This window comes from Streptomyces sp. NPDC002754 (genome assembly GCF_053592315.1).
Genome location: NZ_JBSFVM010000001.1, coordinates 650,942 through 674,662 on the forward strand (window position 1 = coordinate 650,942; position 23,721 = coordinate 674,662).

Genomic DNA, 23,721 nt, shown 5'->3' on the forward strand with positions numbered 1-23,721 from the left:
CGGAAAGGCACGCACACCATGACCGAACTGGATCTGCTCATCAAGAACGTCCGCCTGGTGAAGCACGACGCCGCGAACATCCCCACCACCGACATCGGCGTCAAGGACGGCGTGTTCCACCGCATCGCCCCGGACATCCCGGCGTCCGAAGCGGCCGAAGTCGTCGACGGCAAGGGGCTGTTGGCGTTCCCCGGCGTCGTCGACGCACACCAGCACTGGGGCATCTACAACCCGCTGTCCGACGACACCGTCACCGAGAGCAAGGCCTGCGCCCAGGGCGGCGTGACGACCGCCCTCACGTACATGCGGACCGGGCAGTACTACATGAACCGCGGCGGCAGCTACAACGACGTCTTCCCGCTGGTCCTCGACGCCGCCGAGAGCCGCTCGCACGTCGACTACGGCTTCCACCTCGCGCCGATGGAGAAGTCGCACATCACGGAGATCCCCGAGCTGATCGCCCGCTTCGGTGTCACCTCGTTCAAGATCTTCATGTTCTACGGCAGCCACGGCCTGCACGGGCGCTCCGCCGACCAGAACGACTTCCTCATGATCCCGCCCGGTGAGCGCTACGACCTGGCGCACTTCGAGTTCGTGATGCGCGGCGTACAGGCGGCACGCGAGGCGTACCCGGACCTCGCGGACGCCATCTCGCTGTCCCTGCACTGCGAGACGGCCGAGATCATGACGGCGTACACCAAACTGGTGGAGGAAGAAGGCCAGTTGGACGGCCTTGCTGCCTACAGCGCCTCGCGTCCGCCGCACTCGGAGGGGCTCGCGGTCACCATCGCCAGCTACCTCGCGGCCGAGACGGAACTTCCCAACATCAACCTGCTGCACCTGTCGTCCCGCAAGGCGATCGATTCGGCGATGCTGATGGCGAAGACCTTCCCGCAGGTCAACTTCCGCCGCGAGGTGACCATCGGCCACCTGCTCGCCAACATCGAGACGGCCTCCGGCATCGGCGGCAAGGTCAACCCGCCGCTGCGCCCGCAGGACGACGTGGACGCGCTCTGGGAGCACCTGGTGGCGGGCAACATCGACTGGGTGGTCAGCGACCACGCCTGCTGCAAGGAGGAGACGAAGTTCGGCGACCCGAAGAGCGATGTCTTCCAGGCCAAGTCCGGCTTCGGCGGCACCGAGTACCTCCTGCCCGGCCTCGCCGGCGCGGCACCCGCCCACGGCCTGCCGCTGCAGAAGGTCGCCGAACTGACCGCCTGGACACCGGCGCAGCGCTTCGGCCTGCCCACGAAGGGGCAGATCGCGGAGGGCTACGACGCGGACGTGGTGCTGGTCGACCCGTCGGCATCATGGACCGTGGACGCGGGCGACTCGCTGTCGGCGCAGGAGTACACGCCGCTGCAAGGGCTAGAGATCGGCGCACGCGTGGAGTCGACGTACCTGCGCGGCACGCAGGTCTTCGGCGACGGCAAGGTCATGGGCGCGCCCCAGGGGCGCTACTTGTCGCGTCCCACCGCACGCTGAGGGCGCCGACATCCGCCCGGTGTTCATCGCGGCCACCTCGACACCGACGGAACGGCACGAATCAGTGCCGTTCCGCACACATGGCAAGGGCGTGAGTGTGTGTCGTGGTCAAGTGGTCGGCAGGTGGGACCAGAAGGAGAGGTTGTGGTCGGTGGCGAAGTCGGTGTCCGCCTTCGAGCAGGCCGCGGGGGCGTCACCGCTCGCCGGATCGGTGTCGCAGGCCTTCAGGGACATCGTCGTGCCTGGCTTGTCGGCGTAGTCGGGCCAGTTGGGGGTGCGTGCGGTGTTCGGTTCGCCCGCCGCCGCGAAGCGGCCCCAGTACGTGATCATCTCGTCGGAGAGCTCCAGCTGGTCGTCGTCGTACGGGAGGGTCTGGCCGAGGTACTCCCAGAGGTAGCCGAGGTCGTCGACGTGAACGGCGCCGCCGAACGGGAAGTCGCGTGCCGCCGCGCTGCGTTGCTGGATGCGGAAGATCGAGGTGAAGTGCGGGGTGTCCGACTCGGCGAATTCGTAGGAATAGGTGGGCACCCGTTTCGCGAACGTGGCCGTCAACTGCTGTCGCGTGTACGAGGTGGAGTCGCTGTTGGCCTTCGTCCACGCCTCGCCTGGGGTGTCGAAGTCGCTGAGCGGATACTCCGCGAGGACCTCGTCGGCACCCGCGCCGTACGTGGTGCGCACCAGTTGCTCGTACTCGGCGGCCGTCATGGGGTGGCCCGCGTAGTCGTAGTTCTGGAACGTGAACAGGCCGCGTTCGCTGTTGGTCTGGCCGATCATGACGGGGACGCGGTTGAAGTCGCCGCTCGCCACGGCGGTGCCGGGGTTGACGGGGAAGGCGGCGCCGCCGATGGAGGGGGAGACGCCGGAGGTCTTCTGGGCGGCGAGCAGGTCCGAGGACGACTTGCCGCGCAGGCAGGCGAGGACTTCGTCGGCGGCCGTGTCGCAGCCGACGGCCTTGACGAACGCCTCGCTCTGCTGCTGCCCGGCGGCCGCGGACTGGAGGTTGCAGCCGCCGCTCATGCTGATCGCCTTCGAGAAGAGGCCCTTGGCTGCCGGAGAGGCGAGGTGGTCGCAGACCGAGCCCGCGCCGGCGGACTGGCCGGCGATGGTCACGTTGCCGGGGTCGCCGCCGAAGCGGTCGACGTTGCGGTGCACCCACTTCAGGGCCGCCTGCTGGTCGAGGAGGCCGTAGTTGCCGGGACCGTTCGTGGACTCGGTCCGAAGCTGCGGAAGGTTGAGGGTGCCGAGGACGCCGACGCGGTAGTTGACGGTCACGACGATCGCACCGGTGCGCTCGATGAACCTGCGCGGGTCGGTGTCCTGGCCTGCTCCACCGGTGAAGCCGCCGCCGTGGATCCAGACCAGCACGGGGGCATCGCGCCTCGCGCCGTCGGGGACGTACACATTGAGGCCGAGACAGTTCTCGGTCGTGATGGTCTTCTCATAGCCGGGGTCCCAGCCGCTGTTCTGCGCGCAGCGGTCGCTGAAGGCACGGGCGTCGCGCGCCCCCGACCACTTCTTGACGGGCTGCGGCGCCTTCCAGCGGTTCTTCCCGGCCGCGTCGGCCGCGTACGGGATGCCGAGCCACTGGTTGTAGCCGGTGCGGGCGGCGCCGCGCACCTTGCCGTCGGCAGTGCCGACCACGAGCGAGGCGGGACGCTGTACGCCGCCGGCGTCCGCGTCGCCACTGGGTGCGCTGAGCGCGGTGCCGGCCACCGGGGCGACGCCAAGAGCGACCGCGCCTGCGGTGGCCGCGAGGACGGAGAGTCTGCCGCGGAGTGCGGTGATCGCCATGTCTCCCTGCTTTCTCACGGGGATGCGGTACGGAGTGGTGAAGTGTCGTACGGGAATCAGCCGAGCCAGAAGTCGCAGTGGTGGTCGGCGGGGAACGACGTGATGGCCTTGCTCGCGCCACCGGCGCGCAGCTGCATCACCCGGGTGGCATCGGAGTCCGTGAACTGCGGCCACCGCGGTGCGTGGGAGGTGTTGGGGTCGCCGGTGCGGGCGAAGGCCGCCCAGTAGCGCATCATCTGGTCTGCGAGCTTCTCCTGTTGGGCCGTCAGCGGCCGCTCGCCGAGCGTGAAGTCGAAGAGGTAGGCGAGTTCGGCACTGTGTCCGTTGGCCATGTCCTCACCGGGCACACGGAAGCCGTACAAGGTGGGCGAGGTCGGGTCGTTGAACTCGTAGCGGTAGACGGGGGATTCGGTCGCGCCGGCCAGCTGCTGTGCGTGCTGGTAGCTGGGGCAGGCGCGCAGCGCGTCGGTCTGGATCTGTGTGACGGCGTCCCACGGACTCTTGAAGCGGCCCACCGGGTACAGCTCCAGCGCCCGGTCCGCCTTGTCGGGCCAGGTGGTGCGAACGAAGTCCGCGTACCCCTGTGCGGTGATGCCGGCCTGAGCGGTTGCCAGGAGGCGGAACTCGGAGTGCGTCGTGCCGGACATCACCGGCACCTTGTTCCAACTGCCGTCCTTCAAGGCCTGGTTGAAGGTCTTCGGGAGGAGTGATCCGCCGACCTTCGACCCGCCGACGTAGTCCTTCTGATGTGCGATCAGGGTCCCTGGCCACGTCTTGCGCAGGCAGCTCACGACGGCCGCCTCGTCGGTGCAGCCGACGGCCTTGGCGAACGCGGTGCCGCTGCGCTCGCCCTCGTCGAGGGTGGTGGATGTGCCTGAACAGTCGGAGCTCTGCACAACGGCCTTGTCGAAAAGGCCCTTGGCCGCGGGCATGGCGAGCAGGCCGCACACCGCGCCGCCGCCCGCCGACTGGCCGTGGATCGTCACGTTTCCGGGGTCGCCGCCGAAGTTCGCGATGTTGTCGCGGGCCCACTCGAGGGAGGCGAGCTGGTCCATGCGGCCGTAGTTGCCGGACCCGCCCTCGGTGACTTTGGAGAGCGCGGGGTGGGCGAGGAAGCCGAGGGCGCCGAGGCGGTAGTTGACGGAGACGACGATGGTCCCGGTCTTGGCGGCCATCGTGCTGCCGCCGTAGATCACGCCCGTGCCCTGAGTGTTGGCGCCGCCGTGGAACCACACCATCACCGGCAGCTTCGCGGTCCGTGCCACGCCCGGGGGCCGGTAGACGTCGAGGTAGAGGCAGTCCTCGCTGACCGCCTGCTCCTCGCGCACCCCGGACGGTTCGAACTGCGGGCAGGCCGGCGACTGCCGGTCGGCGGACCGGACCCCCTTCCAGGAGTCCGGCTCGGCCGGCGGCGCGAACCTCAAGTCTCTTACGGGCGGGGCCGCGTAGGGGATGCCGAGGAACCGCTCGGCATCCCGGGCGGCGACCCCGCGCACCTGGCCGCTGTCCGTCGATGCCGTGGGCGCGGCGCTCCCATGGCCACTTCCAAGGGTGTCCGTCGCACTCTGCAGTGCGAGGGTCAGGGCCGGAACGGTGAGCGCCGCTGTCGCCACGGCGATGAACTGTCTGACCACACGTCTTGCTCTCACTCGTGCCTCCCAGGAGTTGTCCGGATTCGGGCGCGGAAGGAGGGCGCAAAGCCGGTGGAACTATGGGGAGTTGCAGTGAAGCTGTGAACGCAGGAGGGTCTCTGCGCCGGCTGGGTCGTACGTGTCGGGGTAGTACGCAACCACTGCAGGGGATTGTGGGCAAGATGTGGGACGAAATTGCCAACAATGCTTGGAGGCGTCGAACGCCACGATGCAGGCCGTGAGTTCACAACTCGTGCGCGCGTCCGGCGTCGATGCCCGTGTCCTTGCGCCGATTCCGGCCCTCGGCTCACCTCCGCGTCCGCAGGAGGGCCCCGAGGGCGTCGTCCCCGAGCAGTTCGGGACCGGTCAGCGGGGGCTCGGCGCTCTGGGCGAGCAGGCTCAGCAGCCCCCGGCGGCCGGTCAGGGGGCGAGCCGGGCCGGTGAAGCCGCTCCGCGCCAGGGCAGCTGCCTCGATGCCGTCGGCCGCGGCGAACCCGGCCCGGCGGGCGTCGGCCGCGGGAGAGGCCGTGGCGCCGACGACGCCCGTCGTCCGGGTACCGGCCAGTCCGATGACTTGAAGGACGGTCTCCGGCGGCAGACGGTGCGCCGCGGCGGACGCCAGGGCGGCGGCGAAACCGGACACCCGGTCCACGTCGACTCCGAGCCGGGCGGCAAGACGGCAGGCGACGGCGAGTGCGAGCGCGACGCACCGCGCCGCGTCCGCGCGGCGCAGGTGCTCCGCCGCACACGATGCCACCGCTGCGGCGACGACGGGCCGGTGTCCGGCTTCGACCAGTGCGGCCGCGACGGCCCCCGCCCGGACGCGTTCGTCACCTGCGGGAACGCTGGGAGCGATGCGGGCAGCCTCCGCGAGGAGCGCGACGGCGGGCTCGGCGTGCGGATGCTCGGGCGTGAGGGCTCCGGAGTCGGAGATGAGTGCGGCGAGCGCGAACTCCTCGGAGGCGGAGTCGGAGTCGCCCAGAGAATCGGAGCCCGGGGCGGGGGATGACTCGGGGGTGCTCACGTGCGCCTCTCCCGTGCCCGGTTCGGCGTCGGAGTGCGCACCACCGGCCCGTTCGACGGTGGCCGGTGCCGCAGCGGCGAGCAGGCCACGCAGGTATCCCGGCCCCCGCCGGCGCGCGGCGGCGTCCAGCGCGTCGGCGCCGCTCGGCCGGAACGCGTCGACCAGACCGCGGGCCTTGGCCCTCAGCTCCTCCTCGGTGAGGGGGCGCGCCATGCTCCCGCGGGCATGGGCCACTTCATGGCTGAGGACGGTGCCGTCGGTCATGGTGACGTCGATCCGCGCCGCGTCGCGCCCGCACTCCTCCCGAGGCTCGAAGGTGACCAGGGAGCGCAGCCGCCGTGCCGATGCGGAGACGACGAAGTCCGTGGCGTACCCCGCCAGACCCACCGGTGGCGCGAGGAGCCCCGCGGCGATGCCATGGGCGGTGGAGAAGCGGGCCTGCAGCCCGTCGACCGGCTGGATGTTGCCGGTCAGTTCCGGTACCAGCGGGTGGCAGACCAGCACGATCGCCCGGACCGCCTCCGCGCCGCCGTGCGCGGCCACCCGGTCGTGCAGGGCCTCCGCAGTCTCGATGGCGGGATGCGTGACGATGCCGCAGGGGTACGGCTTGAAGGTGTTGTCGAGCAGTTCCCAGCGCGTGTCCGCACCACCCAGCAGGGCGTCGGGGTCGAACTTGCCGCGTGCGAGCCGGTGCACAAACCCTTCGGGGCCCGTGAGGCTGTCGCCGGGACCGTCCGCTCCGGCCCGTGCGTCCAGTGCCGCACGAAGTCCGCAGACGGCGGCCTTGCCCGGATGGAACGGCTTGATCATCGAGCCGAAACCCTCCCGGTTGCCCAGCCCGTCCTCGACCGCCCACTCCAGTGCTGTGCGCAGTTGCCCGGTGTCGAGGCCGAGGAGCAGGCCGGCGGTGACGGCGGCCCCGACGGCGCCGCAGGTGCCGGTGATGTGCCAGCCGGCGTCGTAGTGCTCGGGCGAGACCGACACACCAAGTCGCAGCTGGGCCTCGACGCCCCAGGCGAAGGCGCCCAGGACCTCGTCGGCGTCCCGGTCGGCGATCTCCTGCTGCAGGCCGACCAGCGCCGCCAGACAGACCGCCCCGGGGTGGATGACGGTGCGCAGGTGTGTGTCGTCGTAATCGTCGAGGTGTGCCGCGAGGCCGGTCGCCAACGCGGCGTCCAGTGGCTGCAGTTGGTCGGGGCGTCCTGGCATCATGGCCCGGCCGCCGCTGAATTGGGCGGCGACCGCGACCACGATGTCGGTGGCCGGTTCACGGGAGGCGCCGACGCTCGTCGCGAGCGCGTTGTAGAGCGTGCGCCGCGCGGCGTCCCGTACTTGGGCGGGGAGCGGCGACCGGCTGTGTGCGGTGACGAGGTGGGCGAGCCGGTCGAGCGGGGCGTCCATGAATCTCCTTGTACGTGGGGCTGATGGTGGGTGGGGTCGGTCAGTGGTGCACGGGCGTGGGGCCCGGGGCCGAGGGGAGACGGAGTGGTCAGAGGCCGACGACGGGTGCCATCAGGAGGACGCCGGTGACCAGGATCGTCACTCCGATCACGTCGAAGACGATGCCGCTGCGGAGCATCTTCGTCATCGGCACCATCCCCGAGCCGTAGACGATCGCGTTGGGAGGCGTGGACACCGGCAGCATGAAGCCGTATCCGGCGGCGGCGGTGGCCACCAGGCCGGGGATGAGCGGGTTGACGCCGACGGCGACCGCGATCGGCATCACGATGGGCACGACGATGCCGGCGCTCGCGGTGTTGCTGGTGGTCTCGGAGATGATCAGCCCGGTCACCGCGGCGAGGATGGTGATCGTGGTCAGGGACGACACACCGAGGTGGTCGGCGAGCGCGTTCCCCATGGTGCCGGCGAGGCCGGTCTCCGAGGACAGCGAACCGATCACCGTGCCGGCCCCGAACAGCAGGATCACGCCCCAGTCGATCCTGGCCGCCTCGGTCCAGGTGAGCGTGGGCGCGCTCCGAGTGCCGCCGGCGGGCCGGGCCAGTGGCAACAGGAACAGCAGCGTCGCGGCGAGGATGGCCGCGACCCCTTCGGTGAGATGCTCGTGCATCCACAGCACGGCGCCGTGGTCCTCGCCGAGTGCGAGATTCCCGATGCCGGGCAGCGTCCACAGCAGTACGGCGATGACGAACGCGACGCAGGTGTTGGCCTCGCCGCGGGAGAACGGGCCGAGCTCGGCGCGCCGTCCCGCCACGTAGTCCTCCGCGCCGCGGAGTTGCTTGACCTCCGGTCGGTTGAGCCGGAGCAGGATGAACGACAGGGCGATGAACATGACGAGCACGATCGGGGTGAACAGCAGGACCCACTCGACGAAGTTGACCGACTTGTGGGTCTGCTTCTCGACCAGGTCCCGGCCGATGAGCTGATGCGGGGCGCCGATCGGGGTGATCAGGCCCCCGATCGAGGCACCGTAGGCGATCATCAGCATCAGCGCGGTGGCCCACCGCGAGCGGCTCAGATCCCGGCCGCTGTCCGCGGAGTTGATCGCGCTGACCGCCCGGACGATGCCGATGCCGATCGGGAACAGCATCGCGACGGTGGCCGTATTGGAGATGAAGGCGGACAACGCGGCCGCGATGACACCGAAGGCGATCACGGTGCGGGCCGGCGAACGGACGATCCCGCCGATGGACAGGACGCGCAGCGCGATGCGTTGGTCGAGACCGTGCACGGTCATGGAGCGGGCGATGACGAAGCCACCCAGGAACGTGAAGACCGTGTCGTTGCCGAACGCCCCGAACACGGCGTCCTCGTCGCCCACACCCATGAGGACACACAGGACGATGCCCAGGAGCGCGGTGGCCGGCAGCGGTATCGCCTCGCTCACCCACCAGACGACCATGAGCGCGAGCACCGCGGCGAGTGCCCGCTGCGGCCATTCGAGGCCGGCGGTGGCCAGGAGCACGAGAGCGAAGGCGACCGGTCCCAGACCCAGTCCGATGCGGGCTCGCGCCATGTCGAAGCGTTCTTGGCGGTCGACGGTCCCCGAGGGGGCCGCGACGCCGCGGTCTTCCACCTTCATGGTCCCTCCACGATCCGAGATGCCCGCAAAGCGAGACGTCGTTTCGTAATGCGGGCACACTAGGGCGCGGGCGGATCCTCAACAAGAGGCAGGGCAAAGGGAAATGCACCGGGCCGATAGGCTTGGCCGCGTGACGACACCGGAAGACGACGCCGTGGTACCGGCCGGCCAAGCCTCTGGCGTGCAGTCGATCGACCGGGCGGTCGCGATCCTCACCGCCTTCTCGCGGGCCCGGCCCGTGCTCGGGATCAGCGAGCTCGCCCGGCACACCGGTCTGACCCGCGGCACGGCGCACCGGCTGGTCAGCGCCCTGGCCGCGCACGGCGTGCTGGCCCAGGAGCCGGGCTCCACCGCGTACTCGCTCGGGCCCCGGCTGCTGGGCCTCGCCGACTCGGCCCGCGACCAGCTCTCACTGGACGTGCAGGCGCCGCCGGTCATGACGTGGCTGCGGGATCGGACCGAAGAGACCGTGGGCCTGCACATCCTCGACGCCCTGCCGAGCCGCCGCACGATCGCCCAGGTCGAATCCCTCCAGCCGCTCCGGCGCACATACACCGACCTCGGCGCGGCCCGCCCGCCCCACCAGGGCGCCCCCGGAAAACTCCTGCTGGCCCACGCGCCCGGCACGGTGGCCCAGGACGTCATCACCGAACTGGCGCGCTCGAACGCGGCCCTGGCCAAGGAGATCGCCGCGGAACTGGAGCAGGTGCGGGCAGACGCCTACGCCATCTCCCTGGAGGAGCGCGTCAAGGGGGTCGTGGCCCTCGCGGTCCCCGTCCGGGACCACCACGGTGCCGTCGCGGCGGCTCTCAGCGTTTCCGTTCCGGCCGTCCGTGCCGGCCGCCCGGAACTGATCGCCCTGGTCCCCCTGGCCCGGCAAGCGGCGGCGAAGCTCTCGCACCGGCTCGGTTACGACCCGGTGCCATGATCTGCTGGTGCGCGCCTGAAATCGGCTCAGCGCGCGTCGTCGTGTTCGGCCTCGAGTGTGCGCTTGAGGTTGTGGAGCGTCGTCTCGATGTTGCGCCTTTGGAAATGGGCGAACGTCTTTCCTGACGTGGCCACGCGGTCGAAGGCGTTGGCGACGAACGTCGGCCAGCTGCGTCGATCGTCCGTCCAGGTCTCCGTCACGAGGGTGCCGTCACCGGCCGGCTCGAACCGGTACTCCCAGGTGGCGATCGGGCCGCGCAGGAACGGCCGCTTGAGGCCGATCGCCTGGACGCGGAACGCGAAGCGCCGGCCCGGCTCGGCCGCGGTGACCGTGCACCGGGTGGTCCACCGGAACGCACCGCGCTTGTTGCGGCCGACGAACGTGGTGCCGAGGCCGGCCGTCCCCGCGGGTGACTCGGCCGTCGTGCCGAGGTTCTCCGGGCTCCAGCGGCCCATGTCCGCAGGGCGGCTGACGGCCGCGTATGCGGCGTCCGACGACACGGCGATGGTGATGCTGTCGCTCACGGTGAAGACGCGGGCCATGGGGTTCCTCCAACTGACGACATGTGGTTGACGGCTTTCGGCTTTCGGCTCACGGCGTGAAGCTACTGCTCAGTAGGATCATGACATGCGGGCGACCGCGACATCTGGCCGGTCCGCCTTCCGGGCGAAGGAAGGAACCGTTCCGGGGGCTCAACGCATCGTGCGGGGCAGGATCGTTGTGCTGTGAAGGTTCTGACGGGAGGCGTTGGGCATGGGCATGGGTGGACAGGCGGCGGGTTCGGAAGAGTACGCCTTGGCTCGGTCGCCGCAGGAGGCGCAGCGGCTGCAGGTCCAGGCCCAGCTGTTTTCGGCGCACACCGAGTATCTGCTGCGCCGGGCCGGCATCGAGCCGGGAATGCGGGTGCTCGACGTCGGCTGCGGCCCCGGCGACGTATCGCTGATGACGGCCCGGCTCGTCGGCCCCGAGGGCTCCGTGCTGGGCGTGGACATCGATGCGGAGCTCGTGGCACTCGCCGAGGAGCGGGCCGTACGCGCGGGTGTGCGGAACCTCGCGTTTCAGCAGGGTGATGTGGGCTCGCTGACGCTGCCAGGAGGGTTCGACGCGGTCGTGGGCCGTTTCCTCCTCACGCATTTGTCGCAGCCGGCCAAGGTGCTGCGGTCCGTGGTGCGGCAGGTGAGACCGGGCGGCCTGGTCACCTTCCTGGAAGGTGCCTACAGCAGGGCCAGGACCGTGCCCTCCACACCGCTCATGGAGCGGGGCGTCGACTGGATGGCGCGGACCCTCGTCGCCGCCGGCGGGGATCCGGATTTCGGGGAGTCGCTGGCCACGTGCTTCCTCGACGCCGGACTGCGCGCGCCCGGCATGGCGGCCTGCACAGCGGTCGAGACGGATCCGAACGTGGCCGCCGCCTACACCGCCGCCTCGGTCCGCAGCATGCTGCCCGCCGCGGTCGCCTTCGGTGTGACCACAGAGGAAGCAGTGGGCATCGACACCTACGAGGAGCGGCTGCGCGAGGAGGCGGTCGCCGCGCGGGCGACCTTCTTCCTGCCGCAGGTGATCGGCGCCTGGTCGCGCAACTGAGAGCTGCCGGCCGCCGCTGTGAGCCAGCGAGTGCTGCTGGGCGCCGCTGAGTGTCGCGGGGCCCGCTATCGGGGGGTGGTGCCGGGCTCCCCGGTCCCCTCCGGCTCTGCCGTGCCCGCCTGCTGTGCCTCGGCGAGCAGGGTGCTCAGTCGGCGCAGGACGTCTACCTGGGCGTCGTTGTAGATGTCCTGGAGGGCCTTACCGACCGTCTTCTTGGCGAATTCCTCACCCCGCGGGGCATCGGCGGGCAGAGTGCTCAACCCGGGGTTCTGCCGTTGCAGCAACTCCACGAAGGGGACGAGGCGTTCGGCGACGTCGGCGCAGGTCTGCTCGTCGGCATCGGGCGGCAGATGTTCGAACGCCGCGCCCGCGGGATCGACGACGGGGTTCCTCATCAAGTCGGCATAGGCGGCCGTGCCCTTGGGGCCGAGCACCGTGCTCAGCACGGTGACGAACGAATGATCCGTCTCGGACATCGGGATGTCGGGCGCGGCTGCCGTGGCGAATTCCCGGGGCAGGTCGGTCAGGACCTCCTTGCGGAGGATGAAGCCGAGTTCCATCCTGGCCCGCTGCAACCGTTCGATGGTGGCGGCCAGTTCGGCGTCGAGTGCGCGCAATGCTTCCTCCGGGTGCTCGTCGGTCGCGCCCATCTCCGCGATCTGTGAAAGCGGGAACCCCAGGTCGACCAGGCGTTTGATGCGCAGCAACCGGACGAGGTGGGCCACGCCGTACTGCTTGTAACCGTTGGCCCGGCGTTCCGGCTCCTCGAGCAGGCCGACCTCGTGGTAATGACGCACGGTCCGCAGGCTGGTGCCCGCGAGCTCGGCGATCTCACGCGTACTCCATGCCATTGCTTTCTACTCCGTCTCCGTTCGACCCCTCGCGGTTCGGCGTGCGGCCTTCGCTCACTGCTGTTCGTCACTGCGGTTACTCACACCATTCGAAACCATGCCGTCGCGGCACGGTCAAGCGCCACACCGTCCCTTGTGGACGGGCTTGACTGTGCCGCAACGGCACAGTTTCTCCTGGGTCCCAGCGCACCGACGGCACGGATTCGCGAAGACCGAGGAGTACGCCATGACCGACAACATGACCCGCAACACCTGTACCGATACGGCCACTTGCCGCCACGCCGAGCCGACACCGGCCGAGTCTGTCGGCCCCGCTGGGCAGAGCCAGGCGGCGCAGCAGAAGCTGCTCGACCAACTCGGCGGCACGAAGGGGATGGTGTACTCGGCGATCCCGGTCGCGGCCTTCGTCGGCGCGAACGCCGCGCTCGGCCGGCTGCCGCTCGCGATCGGCGTCGCGCTGGCCGTGGCCCTGCTCATCACGGTGTGGCGGATGGCGCGGGGGGAGCCGTTCACCGCGGCTGCCGGCGGCCTCTTCGGTGTCGCGGCCGCGGGCGGTGTCTCGGCGTGGGTCGGTTCGGCGGGTGGGTTCTTCCTGATCGGGATCTGGGCGAGCTGCGCGGGCGCGGTGCTCCTGGCCGCCTCGCTGCTGGCCCGCAGGCCGTTGACGGGGCTGTTGTGGAACGCGCTGCACGGCAACCGGCACCCGTGGCGACACGACCGCCCCAGCGTGCTGGCACATGATGTCGCCACGGCCACCCTGACCGTCCTGTTCGGGGCCCGGTTCGGCGTGCAGCTGTGGCTGTACGAGAACGGGTCCACGGAGTGGCTCGCTCTCGCCAAGGTCGGGATGGGCGTACCGCTGCTCGCATTGGCCCTGCTGGTCGTCTTCTGGGCGTTCCGCCGGTCGACCAAGCGCCTCGTGACACTGCCTTGACCGTGCCGCGACGGCACGGAGTCACCTCGTACCCCACCTCCCGGAGGAGCCATGAAGAAGATCCCCCTGCCCGCCGCAGCCACTGCCACCGCCACCGTCGCTGTGCTCGCACTGACCGGCGCCCACATCGCCCCCGCCGGCGCTGCGGACGCGGCCACCCGCGCAGTCACCGACGCGGACAACGAACGTGTCCCCAAGGGGGCGGCATGGACCCAGCACTACTTCCCGTCCTCGGACGGCTCCGGCACCGACCTGCACGCCGATGTCCTGTTGCCGGAAGACCTCCCCCAGGGCAAGAAGGTGCCGGTGATCCTCTCCGTCGGCGCCTACTTCGGTCACTCCGGAGAGCTCACGGACGAGGGATGGAAGCAGCCCGGCCCCTCCGCACGCTTCGAGGACCTCGTCGAGGGCGGCGACCTGTTCAAGCGGGGCTACGCCCTCGTGCAGGTGGACCTGCGTGGCTTCGGCGGGTCCAGCGGCTGCCTCGACTACATGGGCAAGGGTGAGCAGGCCGACGTCAGGGCGGCGATCGACTGGGCGGCGAAGCAGCCGTGGTCCACCGGCAAGGTGGGCATGTACGGCAAGTCGTACGACGCGACGACCGGCCTGGTCGGCAACAACCTGGATCAGGACGCGCTGAAGGCCGTCGTCGCCCAGGAACCCGTGTGGGACATGTACCGCCTGACCCGCTCCAACAGGGTGCCCAAGCTCGGCGGGGTCCTCGCCCCCAACTCCTACAACCAGATCGCCCAGTTGCCGCCGCTGCCCGACGACGACAAGCGCTACAGGAACAACAGCCAGTACGAACTGAAGCACCCCGAATGCACCGCCTACAACACAGACAACAACCTCAAGGCCGACCCCGAGGACCCGTACTGGCGACAGCGTGACCTGGCGAAGCAGGCCAAGGGCAGTGACACACCGCTGTTCGTCACCCAGGGCTTCATCGAGTCGAACACCACGCCTGAGGCGATGCAGGAGTACCTCGCGAACCACCAGGGCACCGAGCGCGGCTGGCTCGGCCAGTGGGACCACGTACGCGGCAACGACCGTACCGAGGACGGGCGGTTGCAGATGGGGCGTGCGGGCTGGTTCAAGGAGGTGATGTCCTTCTACGACCAGCAGCTCAAGGGCATCGACCCCACGAGCGACTACCCGGCCCTCGCCATTCAGGACAGCACCGGATCCTGGCGTTCCCAGGACACCTGGCCCGTCTCGGACCGCTCCGCGACCGTGTCCCTGCGCGACGGGTCCTACGTGGACCGGGGCGAGCCCGGCGACGCGGCCTCCTTCCTCACGTGGTCCGAACCGGTCGAGCGGGACGTTCGTGTCACCGGAACCCCCAGGATCGCCATGGACACCGAGGGCAGCGGCAACGTCATGGTCAAGCTGTACGACGTCGCACCGGATGGCTCCGGTGTCATGTTCGACGAGCAGGTCTCCCTCGCGGACGCCTCCGGCCATGTGGCGATGGATCTCAAGTCGACCGACTGGCGGCTCGCGGCCGGGCACTCCCTGGCCGTCGAGATCGGTACCGTCCAGGACGGTGTGTGGGTCGACACACCGACCGGCGATCACATCAAGGTGAGCGACGCACACCTCACCCTCTCGGTCGACGACCCCGCCGACGACCGGGCCACCGAAGGCAAGCGCTCGCCATACCTCGACACCTACCTGAAGATGTACACGAAGAAGGAACTGGCCACGCAGCCCCCCTCGTTCACGGTCCCCACGGCGCGTGACTGACATCGCGATGGACACCGCGGCTACCGTGAGCCGAAGTGCTTCGGTCCGGTGGAGCCCTTGGAGCCCGGTGGAGCCCGGTGGAGTCCGACGGAGGAGGAGAGAAGTGAAGGCGCTGCGTTATCACCGCTTCGGCGGGCCCGTCGCCGTGGAGACGGTCCCCGATCCGCGGGTTCCGGACGACGGCGCGGTGATTCGCGTCGCGGCCTCCGGCCTGTGCCGCAGCGACTGGCACGCGTGGTCCGGCCACGACGACACGGTGACACTGCCGCAGATCCCCGGGCACGAGTTCGTCGGCCGGGTCGAGGCCGTCGGTGCGGAGGTGCGGCACTGGTCCGTGGGTGACCGTGTGACGGCCCCCTTCGTCAACGGGTGCGGGACCTGCGAGTGGTGCCGGAGCGGGAACGCGCAGGTGTGTCCCGACCAGACGCAGCCCGGCTTCACCCACTGGGGTTCGCATGCCGAGCTGGTCGCCGTGCGGGCGGCCGACGTGAACCTGGTGGCAGTCCCCCGGACCATCTCGGACGCCGCGGCCGCAGGCCTCGGGTGCCGGTTCGCCACGGCCTACCGGGCCGTGTCCGCCCGCGGGCGTGTGCAGGCCGGCGAATGGGTGGCCGTGTTCGGGGCCGGGGGAGTCGGGCTGAGCGCCATCATGATCGCTGCCGCGCTCGGTGCGCGGCCGATCGCGATCGACCCCTCCGCCGACGCCCTGGCGCTCGCGGCCAAGGCCGGGGCGGTACACGTACTGGGCGTCTCGGACGGCACCGTCCCCGAGATCGTGGAACTCACCGGCGGGGGAGCCCATGTCGCCGTGGACGCGGTCGGGGCGGCCGAGGTGATCGACATGAGCATCCGGTCGCTGCGCCGACGCGGACGCCATGTGCAGATCGGGCTCCTGTCCGGGCCGCTGCCCGCCATTGCGTTGGACCGCGTGCTGGCCTGGGAGCTCGACGTCCTGGGCAGCCACGGCATGGCGGCGAGCCACTATCCGGAACTCCTCGACCTGGTCGAACGTGGGGTGCTGCGGCCGGCCGACCTCGTGACGCACGCGGTCGGGATGGACGAGGCCGCGCCCCTGCTGTTCGCCGAGGACACCGCCCGCCGCTCGGGAATCACCGTGTTGCGTCCGTAGGGCGGGCCCGACTCCGGCGCCGTGCCGGTCGGCAGGTGTCTTCAGTAGTGCCTTCAGCAGGGCGCCTTCAGTAGGGCGTATTCAATTGGTGTCTTCAGTCGACAGGGTGGCCCGGAGTGATTCCTTCGGCGTCGGAGAGCCTGAACGGCTGCCGCTCGAACGCGCCGCCGGTGCCCGCGGCCTCCGGGGCGAGGACGAACCCCACGTGGTCGCCGCCGTCGAGGTGTGTCACCACGCTGCCGACGAGCCAGGCACGGGCCGCTGGGAGTACGACGGTGCCGTGCGGGCCGCGGGTCCAGTCGACCGGCGCGAACTTGTCCACGTCGTCGCCGCTCTCGCCGCCGAACAGCCGGGCCAGAGCGTGCTGTTCGCGGCCCAGCAGGTGTACGGCGAGGTGGCCGGCGTCCTTGGCGATGCCGTACGTCCGGTTGGCCTTCGAAAGCCAGACGACGTAGCGGACGGGGTGGATCGAGCACTGCGAGGAGAAGCCGACCAGGCAGCCCGCCCACTCGCCGTCGGCCTCGGCAGTGACGACGCACAGTTCCGGGTCCAGGTGGTCGACGAACGCGTCCGCGAGGGGCATGGCGGCAACCTCTCCCTTTGGTCGGCAGGCACCGGTGCGACGACACCGGGACTGTGCCCGATGGTCCGTCTCCAGCTGACCATAGAGAGGGCGCGGCCGCGCACCGGTCACTCCTCGGCGGCAGCCCGGCCGGTTCCCACGAACAGATCCTTTTCGCGGATCCGGGACGTCGCCCAGACACTGCCCACCGCGGACAGGACGAGATACCCGCACGCCAGCCACGGGGTGCCGCCTCCGATGGCGAGGAAGGCGGTGACCAGCAGCGGCGTGATGCCGGACGCGAAGATGCCGGAGACCTGGTAGACGGCCGACATCCCCGTATAGCGCACGTGCACCGGGAACAGTGCGGCGAACAACGTGCCCTGCGCCCCGTAGAAGCAGGCGTGCACGATGCCCAGGGCGAGTACGAGCGCCACGGCGAAGCCCAGAAGGCCGCCCGTCTCGAACAGCAGGAAGGCGGGGAAGACGCACACGCCGAACGCGGCCATGCCCGTCAGATAGGTGCGCCGCGCGCCGAACCGGTCCACAAGCCGCCCCGACACCGGGACGAGCGCCGCCATCACCAGCGACGCCCCGGTCACCGTCAACAACACTGGCGTACGCGGCAGTTGCAGCGTCCCGGTCGCGTACGTCAGCGCGAAGACACCCCAAGTATTGAAGGCCACGCCCTCACCCCAGCGAGCCACCATGCCGAGCAGCAGATGACGGCGCGACAGCCGATCGCGCACCACCTCCACCAGGGGTACGGCCCGTGGCTCCGCCGTCCGGTCGAGCACGGCGCGGAAGGCGGGTGTCTCGTCGATCTTCAGCCGTACGGTCAGCCCCACGCCAACCAGGACCAGGCTGGCCAGGAACGCGACCCGCCACCCGTAGCCGAGGAAGGCCTCGTCGTTCAGTACGTTGCTCAGGAGCGCGAACACGCCCGTGCCGAGGGCGAGTCCGAGCGCCAGGCCGATCTGCGGGTAGCTGCCGAACCGGCCCTTGCGGCCCTCCGGGCCGTGCTCCACGGCCAGCAGGACGGCCCCGGCCCACTCCCCGCCGATTGCCACGCCCTGCGCGACACGAAGGACCAGCAGCAGTATCGGGGCGAGCGCGCCCACCTGCTCGTATGTGGGCAGGAGGCCGATCAGTGCGGTCGACACACCCATCAGGCCCATGGTGAACGCGAGGGTGCGCTTGCGGCCCACGCGGTCGCCGATGTGCCCGAAGAGCAGGCCGCCGAGCGGACGGGCGACGAAGCCCACCGCGAAGGTGGCGAAGGCGAGCATGGTGCCGACGGTGCCGTTCGTCTCCGGGAAGAACAGCTTCCCGAAGACGAGGCTCGCCGCTGTGCTGTAGAGGAAGAAGTCGTACCACTCGACGGTGGTACCCAGCAGGCTGGACAGGACGACGGTCCGCAGCTTGCGCCCGGCCGTCGCGCCGCCGTCCGTGCCCGTGCGCGCATCCGTGTCCTGGGTGTCCGCGGGTTGGGTGTCCGTGAGTTGGGTGTTCATGCCTGGGCTCACACGCCCGCGAACGCGACGGTGCCGGGCTCGACGGGGGCCGGCGCGGCCGGGTGGTTCCACAGCCCGCGGCGCTCCAGCAGCGGCAGGACGCCCTCGCCGAACCAGTACGCCTCCTCCAGGTGTGGCACACCCGAGAGGACGAACTCGTCGATGCCCAGCCGGTGGTACTCCTCGATACGGTCGGCGACCTCCTCGTGGCTGCCGACCAGGGCGGTGCCTGCGCCGCCGCGCACCAGGCCGACACCGGCCCACAGGTTGGGGTAGATCTCCAGGTCGGAGCTGGTGCCGCTGGAGTGCAGCGCGCGCATCCGCTTCTGGCCCTCGGACTCGGAGGTCGCGAGGCCGCGCTGGACGGCGGCGACGCGCTCCGGGTCCATGCCCTGCAGCAATCGCTCGGCCTCCGCCCAGGCCTGCGCGGCGGTGTCGCGGGCGATGACGTGCAGCCGGATGCCGAACCGGACGGTGCGGCCCAGGAGTTCGGCCCGCCTGCGGACCTCGGCGATCTTCTCCGCGACGGCCTGCGGCGGCTCGCCCCAGGTCAGATACGTGTCGGTGTGCCGGGCGGCGACGTCCAGGGCCGCGGGCGAGGAACCGCCGAAGTAGACGCTGGGCACCGGGTCCGGCAGTCGGCTCAGGCGGGCGCCCTCCACGTGCAGATGGTCGCCGTGGTGGTCGACCGTCTGCCCGTCCCACAGACGGCGCACGATGTCGAGGAACTCGCCTGTCCGTGCGTACCGTTGGTCCTTGTCGAGGAAGTCCCCGTAGGCGCGCTGCTCGGCGCTCTCGCCGCCGGTCACCACGTTCAGCAACAGGCGTCCGTGGGACTGCCGTTGGTACGTGGCGGCCATCTGGGCGGAGAGCGTGGGGGAGATCTGTCCTGGCCGGAAGGCGACGAGGAACTTCAGCCGTTCGGTGACCTGCGTCAGCATCGCCGTGGTCAGCCACGCGTCCTCGCACCAGGCGCCGGTGGGCGTCAACGCCCCCTCGAAGCCGAGCTGTTCCGCTGTGCGGGCGATCTGGCCCAGGTACTCCACGGACGCCGGACGGTCGCCCCCGGCGGTACCGGGAGTCGAGCCGTGACCGCCGCCGACGACGTGGCGGCTGTCGCCCGTGGTGGGGAGGAACCAGTGGAAGGTGAGTGTGGACATGACGGGGTGAGGACCTCACGGAGTACGGGCGTGCGACGGGCAGGCCTTCCGGGCGTGCCGACACCACGGCGAGGAGCCGGGTGCGGAGGGGCGAACCGGACGGTCGGCGCGGGCGCGCGGGAGGGGAGGGGGAGCGCCGCGGTGCGTGCGGCGGGCAGGGAGCGGCGTCAGCGCCGACAGCAGGCGCCGGCGTACCGGCAGAGGTCGATGTGCCGACGTGCGACGAGCGGTGTGCCGATGCCGGATCCGCCGTGCGTCGCGGATACAGGCGAGGGCGGGGTATGTGCTTGCACGGGCCGCCCCCTCCTTGCCTACAATTCCTACTGGATTACTAGGGAAATCTCTCGCGCCGACGCCCGCTGGTCAAGTTCCGTCTCGGTGGGTGGACGGGGGCGGGCATGGAGGAGTGTGCCGACCGGGCCGTGGCGGCGGATCAACGGGCGGCCTCTCCTCGGCGTAGCGTCACCAGTACGCTCGGCGGTTGCCGGGACGGCGCCCGTGTCAGCCCAGGCGGGCGGCCCGCCGGAGGCATCGCTGTTTTCTACATGCCAGGTGAGGCGGCACGAGGATCGGAGAGCTGTCCGATAGGACACGGAGCGTCGTCCTACACGACGCGTCCGGAGGCCTCGACGAGCGGTAATGAGGGTTCGGCGGGCGAGCAGCCCCTCACGGGCTTGCGCGGTCGAAGCCGTAGCGCAGTGGCTCGTCCTGTACGTAAAGGTCGCGCCGGTAGACGTACAGTGCGTCGGCTCGCAGGTCCTGCGGGCCGGGCGGCTCCTCCACGTCGCAGGGGCGGGTCACCTGAACCACCGGCGGGCGGCCCGTGACGCGCAGACGCAGTCCGTGGGCGGGCCCGCCGTCAAGGACGGCGAGTTCCCTGTCGCCGGTGTCGTGAGTGTTCGCAGACGCTGATTTCGGCATGGCACATTCCCTGAACTGTTGTGCTGCGGGCGTGGCTTCTTCGGTCAGGTGGCATCGGGATCGAGGGCCGGCCGCGTGCCCTCGGGGGATGACGAGGGCTTCGCCAGGCTGACGGTGGCCCGCAGTGAGTCGGTGGCGTCGGCCAGTTCGTGACGTGGGTCGAGCGCTTCGCGGATCTCGTCGAGTTCCCGGCCGAGGTCGGTGCCGCCGCTCAGCACGTGCTTGCGCACGAACGTCTTCGGGTGCAGGTCCCGCACGTCGAAGTCCTGGAATTCCGGGCCGAGATCGGAGCGGATCTCCTGCTGGGCGCTGTCGGAGAACTCCCGGATCTTCCGTACGGTGCGGGCCACGTTCTGCAGGAACTCCGGCAGCTTGTCCGGCCCGAACAGGAGCACACCGATCACGGCGATCGTGAGCAGCTCCAGCGGGCCCACATCCGAGAGCATTCGGCACTCCTTGCCTGGCGGCGGCGCGGCGCATCGCCGCGCCGCACTCGAAGGTTTCGAGATTGCGCAACCAATGAAACCATCCGCGCCGCGGCAGCGTCGCCCGGGGTGGCGGTCCGCGTCTTTCGGAGGGGGCCGGCTCGCTCAGGCCGTCGCCGCCCGCGCCTCCAATTCGCTGAGTTCCGCGGTGAACTGTGCGCCGGCGAGCAGCGCCAGGTTGGACAACCACAGCCAGATGAGGAAGACCACCGCGCCGGCCAGCGACCCGTAGAGCCTGCTGTAGGTGCTCAACTCCGAGGTGTAGAGAGCGAACCCGGCGGAGGCGCACAGCCACAGAAAGGCGGCCAGGGCGCCGCCGGGGATGCTGTGGGCACGGACGCGGGCCTGTGCGGGGCCGGTGCGGAAGACGATGACGACGAGCAGAGCCACCACGCACAGCAGCATGGGCCAGCGCAGCAGACTCCACGCCCATGCGGCGGCGGTGTCGAGGCCGAGGTAACGGCCCGTCGTCTCGGCGACCGGGCCGGTCATCAGGAGCACCAGGGCGCTGAGGACGAGGATGCCGAGCAGGGCGAGCGCCGTGATCAGGATGCGGTGGGCCTTGTGCCAGGTCGAGCGGCGGTCCGCCACCCGGTGCATGCGGTGGACCGCGCGACGGAACACCGCGAGGTAGCTGGAGGCCGACCACAGCGCGCTGACCGAGCCGACGCACAGCAGGGTCCAGGCGGCCGTGCCGTGGTGCAGCGCTCGGGACAACACATCGTGGAGTTGGGTGCCGGACTGCCCGGGAGCGTAATCGCTGACGTGCGCGATGAATTGCTCGGCCGTCTCCGGGCTGATGAGGCTGAACGCCAGGGAGATGACCAGCAGGGAGGGCAGTACGGACAGGATCGCGTAGTAGGTGAGAGCCGCCGCCGAGTCCGACATGTCGTCGCGCCACATCGACACGGGGGTGCGGCGCAGCGCGGACCGCCACGCCGACACGCGATTGTCACCTCTTGAGGGGAGGGGACGTGAGTCCCGCTCGTGCGACGTGCCGTCGAAGGCGTTTGGCTCAGCGGACATGCGGCCTGCGGTGCGAGCGTGCGGAGAAGCGGATGTGCATGCGGAAACGGTACGGGGCGAGCGCGTCCCCCGTATCGGAGGCGATCCTGGTGAGTGGGGGAAGGACGGTGGAGGGTGTGGTGTCCTGGTGGAGACTGACGCGCAGCACGGCGTCGAGTCGGCCCGACCGTGTTCCGCCCCGTACTCGGGGCCGGCAGTGGGCGACACCGTCGACGTCCTCCACGAGACCGGCCAGCGTGTCCTCCAGGGCACGGGTGTGCAGATGGCTTCGTGAAACGGGCAGGGCCACCAATCGCCGCCGTCCGGTGCGCAGTTGCCGCGCACCCCACCAGGTGAGCAGGACGGCGGCGATGATCGAGGTGGCCATGACGGTGGGCGTCCACCACTCCTGGCCGCGCATCGAGGCGAGGCGTTCAGCGGGGACGAGCGGGGTGTGAGGGCTGCTGAGGGCGGACCACCGGTCGGGCACGGCGGACCGCCACGACGTGTGCCCCAGGCAGAGCAGGCCACCCACCGCCACGGCGGCCAAGCCGCACACGGCCAGCGTGACCCGGTTCAGGAGCGTACGGCTACGGGGCATCGGTGACACGGCCCTTCTGCTGGCGTGGTTCTTGTACCGGCACCGGCTGGAAGCCGCCGCTCGGGGCCTGCTGCTCGGTGCTTGGACCGGGACCGGGACCGGCACCGGCACCGGCATCAGGATCGGACCGGTCCCGGGCGGCGGCCGGTTCAGCGGGCCAGTCGCTCCCTGTACGGACCTTGACGCGAAGTCTCAGTGGGCGTCGCAGGCCGCAACCGTCGAGGACGGTGTGTGCCGCGGTCCGGATGTCGCTTCGCGCGATCGTCCTGTCTCCGAAGGCCAGTTGGGCGCGGACGACGACGCGGCGCCGACGCGCCCGGACACGCACGGTGCCGACCCCTGGCACGTCCCCCACGGCATCGCGCACCGCAAGCCCGATCGCCTTGCGGTCCATGGCCGCCCGCAGCTGCGCGGCGGGGGAGGCCACGGTGAGCAGCCCACGGCGCCCGGGGCTGACCGCCAGGGCGATCATCAGGATGCCGAGGACGGCGAGAGCCCCGGCGGCGACGGCGACGAAAGGGGCGTCCGGGCCGTGCCCCTCCAGCCAGTGGACCGCGTCAGTGCGCCAGGATGCGGCCGCGCGGTGGGCCCAATGCACCCTGATCATGTCGGCCGCCAGTATGCCGCTGGCGGTGGCCGCCGCCAGGCAGAGCAGCGCCGTCGGTAGCCTGCGCGGCGACCACCAGCGCAACGGCGTGCGGGAGCCGGAGTCCCCCGAGTCCCCGGAGCCCCCGCTGTCCCGGTGTGTGGCACCCGGGTCGTCGGTCGCCGTGAGCGCCGCTGCGTTCCTCTCTGCTGGCGCCGGGAGGAGTCCGGTGACATGGACCCGTGCGGGGCCGACGTGAAGGCCCGTCAACTCCTGTGTGCGGCGGGTGACATGATCCTGGATCAGTCGGGCGGCTTCGGGCAGTGGCGCCGGGAACGGCACCGCCACCTTCACTCCGACGTCCGCCCGGCGTCCACGCACGGTCGCGGAAGCGGCCCCGCCGCGGACGGGACCCGGCGTGGCCTCACCGGCCGCACGCCCGGCGATCTTGCGCACGACTCTGTCCGAGACGGCCGTCGTGCCCCGCTCGGCGGCCTCGGTCATCGCCGGCCCCGTTCCCAGCTGTCGCGCAGGTCCTGGACGTGCCCTCCGGCGTCGAACCAGTGGCCCGCCGCCCCGCCCACGGCGCCGAGGGCAGCCACGAGCAGGAACGCTCCGAAGCCCCCGAAGTACCCTGCGAAGGCCAACGCCATCCCGGCGAGCATCCCGGTCATCGCTCTGGTCACTGCCACCTCACCTCACCTCGTCTCGACCGGCGCCCAGGACCCCGGCCGCTTCCGTCGG

At 70.6% G+C, this 23,721-nt stretch carries 22 protein-coding genes; 6 read left to right on the forward strand and 16 right to left on the reverse strand.

Features of this window, described 5'->3' with window-relative positions; translation table 11 throughout:
- The first annotated feature begins 18 nt into the window (after positions 1-18).
- Entirely contained in the window at positions 19-1,485 is a 1,467-nt protein-coding gene (locus tag ACWD2L_RS03180) for a dihydroorotase (protein ID WP_351332472.1), read from the forward strand.
- Positions 1,486-1,593: 108 nt separating this feature from the next.
- Here the strand turns inward: ACWD2L_RS03180 and ACWD2L_RS03185 are convergent, their stop codons facing one another.
- The 4 genes from ACWD2L_RS03185 to ACWD2L_RS03200 form a co-directional block, all read right to left on the reverse strand.
- Complete coding sequence (locus ACWD2L_RS03185; RefSeq protein WP_351332475.1) at positions 1,594-3,294, reverse strand: carboxylesterase/lipase family protein; 1,701 nt, start codon at positions 3,292-3,294, stop codon at positions 1,594-1,596.
- A 38-nt stretch (positions 3,295-3,332) separates the two neighbouring features.
- A complete protein-coding gene (locus ACWD2L_RS03190; protein WP_351332477.1) occupies positions 3,333-4,910 on the reverse strand; it encodes a carboxylesterase/lipase family protein in 1,578 nt (525 codons plus the stop codon).
- A gap of 304 nt (positions 4,911-5,214) precedes the next feature.
- Complete coding sequence (locus ACWD2L_RS03195) at positions 5,215-7,332, reverse strand: MmgE/PrpD family protein (RefSeq protein ID WP_351332480.1); 2,118 nt, start codon at positions 7,330-7,332, stop codon at positions 5,215-5,217.
- 88 nt (positions 7,333-7,420) lie between these two features.
- Entirely contained in the window at positions 7,421-8,971 is a 1,551-nt protein-coding gene (locus tag ACWD2L_RS03200) for an SLC13 family permease (protein ID WP_351332483.1), read from the reverse strand.
- A 130-nt stretch (positions 8,972-9,101) separates the two neighbouring features.
- Between ACWD2L_RS03200 and ACWD2L_RS03205 the strand changes: the two genes are divergently transcribed.
- Positions 9,102-9,899, forward strand: a complete 798-nt coding sequence (locus ACWD2L_RS03205) for an IclR family transcriptional regulator (protein ID WP_351332486.1) — start codon at positions 9,102-9,104, stop codon at positions 9,897-9,899.
- A 26-nt stretch (positions 9,900-9,925) separates the two neighbouring features.
- Here ACWD2L_RS03205 and ACWD2L_RS03210 read toward each other — a convergent pair whose 3' ends face one another.
- On the reverse strand, positions 9,926-10,441 hold the full coding sequence (locus ACWD2L_RS03210; protein WP_351332489.1) for an SRPBCC family protein: 516 nt from the start codon (positions 10,439-10,441) through the stop codon (positions 9,926-9,928).
- Between the two features lie 253 nt (positions 10,442-10,694).
- Between ACWD2L_RS03210 and ACWD2L_RS03215 the strand changes: the two genes are divergently transcribed.
- Positions 10,695-11,483 (forward strand): class I SAM-dependent methyltransferase, encoded by a 789-nt coding sequence (locus ACWD2L_RS03215; protein ID WP_351332492.1) that lies wholly within the window; start codon positions 10,695-10,697, stop codon positions 11,481-11,483.
- A gap of 65 nt (positions 11,484-11,548) precedes the next feature.
- On the opposite strand, the gene ACWD2L_RS03220 is transcribed toward ACWD2L_RS03215, so the two are convergent.
- On the reverse strand, positions 11,549-12,334 hold the full coding sequence (locus tag ACWD2L_RS03220) for a helix-turn-helix domain-containing protein (protein ID WP_351332495.1): 786 nt from the start codon (positions 12,332-12,334) through the stop codon (positions 11,549-11,551).
- A 226-nt stretch (positions 12,335-12,560) separates the two neighbouring features.
- Between ACWD2L_RS03220 and ACWD2L_RS03225 the strand changes: the two genes are divergently transcribed.
- From ACWD2L_RS03225 to ACWD2L_RS03235, 3 genes are all read left to right on the forward strand, one after another.
- Positions 12,561-13,268 carry a DUF3159 domain-containing protein gene (locus tag ACWD2L_RS03225; RefSeq protein WP_351332498.1) on the forward strand — a complete coding sequence of 236 codons (708 nt, stop codon included), beginning with the start codon at positions 12,561-12,563 and terminating at the stop codon, positions 13,266-13,268.
- Between the two features lie 51 nt (positions 13,269-13,319).
- A complete protein-coding gene (locus tag ACWD2L_RS03230) occupies positions 13,320-15,014 on the forward strand; it encodes a CocE/NonD family hydrolase (RefSeq protein ID WP_351332501.1) in 1,695 nt (564 codons plus the stop codon).
- Between the two features lie 103 nt (positions 15,015-15,117).
- The gene (locus ACWD2L_RS03235; protein ID WP_351332504.1) at positions 15,118-16,143 is read left to right on the forward strand and encodes an alcohol dehydrogenase catalytic domain-containing protein; all 1,026 of its coding nucleotides are present in this window, start codon (positions 15,118-15,120) and stop codon (positions 16,141-16,143) included.
- A 94-nt stretch (positions 16,144-16,237) separates the two neighbouring features.
- Here the strand turns inward: ACWD2L_RS03235 and ACWD2L_RS03240 are convergent, their stop codons facing one another.
- From ACWD2L_RS03240 to ACWD2L_RS03285, 10 genes are all read right to left on the reverse strand, one after another.
- Positions 16,238-16,726: a flavin reductase family protein gene (locus ACWD2L_RS03240; RefSeq protein WP_351332505.1), complete on the reverse strand. Its 489-nt coding sequence runs from the start codon at positions 16,724-16,726 to the stop codon at positions 16,238-16,240.
- A gap of 107 nt (positions 16,727-16,833) precedes the next feature.
- Positions 16,834-18,219, reverse strand: coding sequence for an MFS transporter (locus tag ACWD2L_RS03245; RefSeq protein ID WP_351332507.1), 1,386 nt, complete (start codon positions 18,217-18,219; stop codon positions 16,834-16,836).
- Positions 18,220-18,227: 8 nt separating this feature from the next.
- A complete protein-coding gene (locus ACWD2L_RS03250; protein WP_351332509.1) occupies positions 18,228-19,379 on the reverse strand; it encodes an LLM class flavin-dependent oxidoreductase in 1,152 nt (383 codons plus the stop codon).
- A 167-nt stretch (positions 19,380-19,546) separates the two neighbouring features.
- Positions 19,547-19,672, reverse strand: coding sequence for a putative leader peptide (locus ACWD2L_RS03255; protein ID WP_351332512.1), 126 nt, complete (start codon positions 19,670-19,672; stop codon positions 19,547-19,549).
- A gap of 373 nt (positions 19,673-20,045) precedes the next feature.
- Entirely contained in the window at positions 20,046-20,300 is a 255-nt protein-coding gene (locus ACWD2L_RS03260; RefSeq protein ID WP_351332515.1) for a hypothetical protein, read from the reverse strand.
- Between the two features lie 44 nt (positions 20,301-20,344).
- Positions 20,345-20,746: a sec-independent translocase gene (locus tag ACWD2L_RS03265; protein ID WP_351332518.1), complete on the reverse strand. Its 402-nt coding sequence runs from the start codon at positions 20,744-20,746 to the stop codon at positions 20,345-20,347.
- A 144-nt stretch (positions 20,747-20,890) separates the two neighbouring features.
- Positions 20,891-21,730, reverse strand: coding sequence for a YihY/virulence factor BrkB family protein (locus ACWD2L_RS03270; RefSeq protein ID WP_451187135.1), 840 nt, complete (start codon positions 21,728-21,730; stop codon positions 20,891-20,893).
- Positions 21,731-21,800: 70 nt separating this feature from the next.
- Positions 21,801-22,391: a hypothetical protein gene (locus tag ACWD2L_RS03275; RefSeq protein WP_351332521.1), complete on the reverse strand. Its 591-nt coding sequence runs from the start codon at positions 22,389-22,391 to the stop codon at positions 21,801-21,803.
- Positions 22,381-23,481, reverse strand: a complete 1,101-nt coding sequence (locus tag ACWD2L_RS03280) for a DUF6286 domain-containing Asp23/Gls24 family envelope stress response protein (protein ID WP_351332524.1) — start codon at positions 23,479-23,481, stop codon at positions 22,381-22,383. Before ACWD2L_RS03280 ends, ACWD2L_RS03275 begins: the two co-directional genes overlap by 11 nt.
- Positions 23,478-23,669 carry a hypothetical protein gene (locus ACWD2L_RS03285; RefSeq protein WP_351332606.1) on the reverse strand — a complete coding sequence of 64 codons (192 nt, stop codon included), beginning with the start codon at positions 23,667-23,669 and terminating at the stop codon, positions 23,478-23,480. The genes ACWD2L_RS03280 and ACWD2L_RS03285 overlap by 4 nt, the downstream gene beginning before the upstream one ends.
- Between the last annotated feature and the right edge of the window lie 52 nt (positions 23,670-23,721).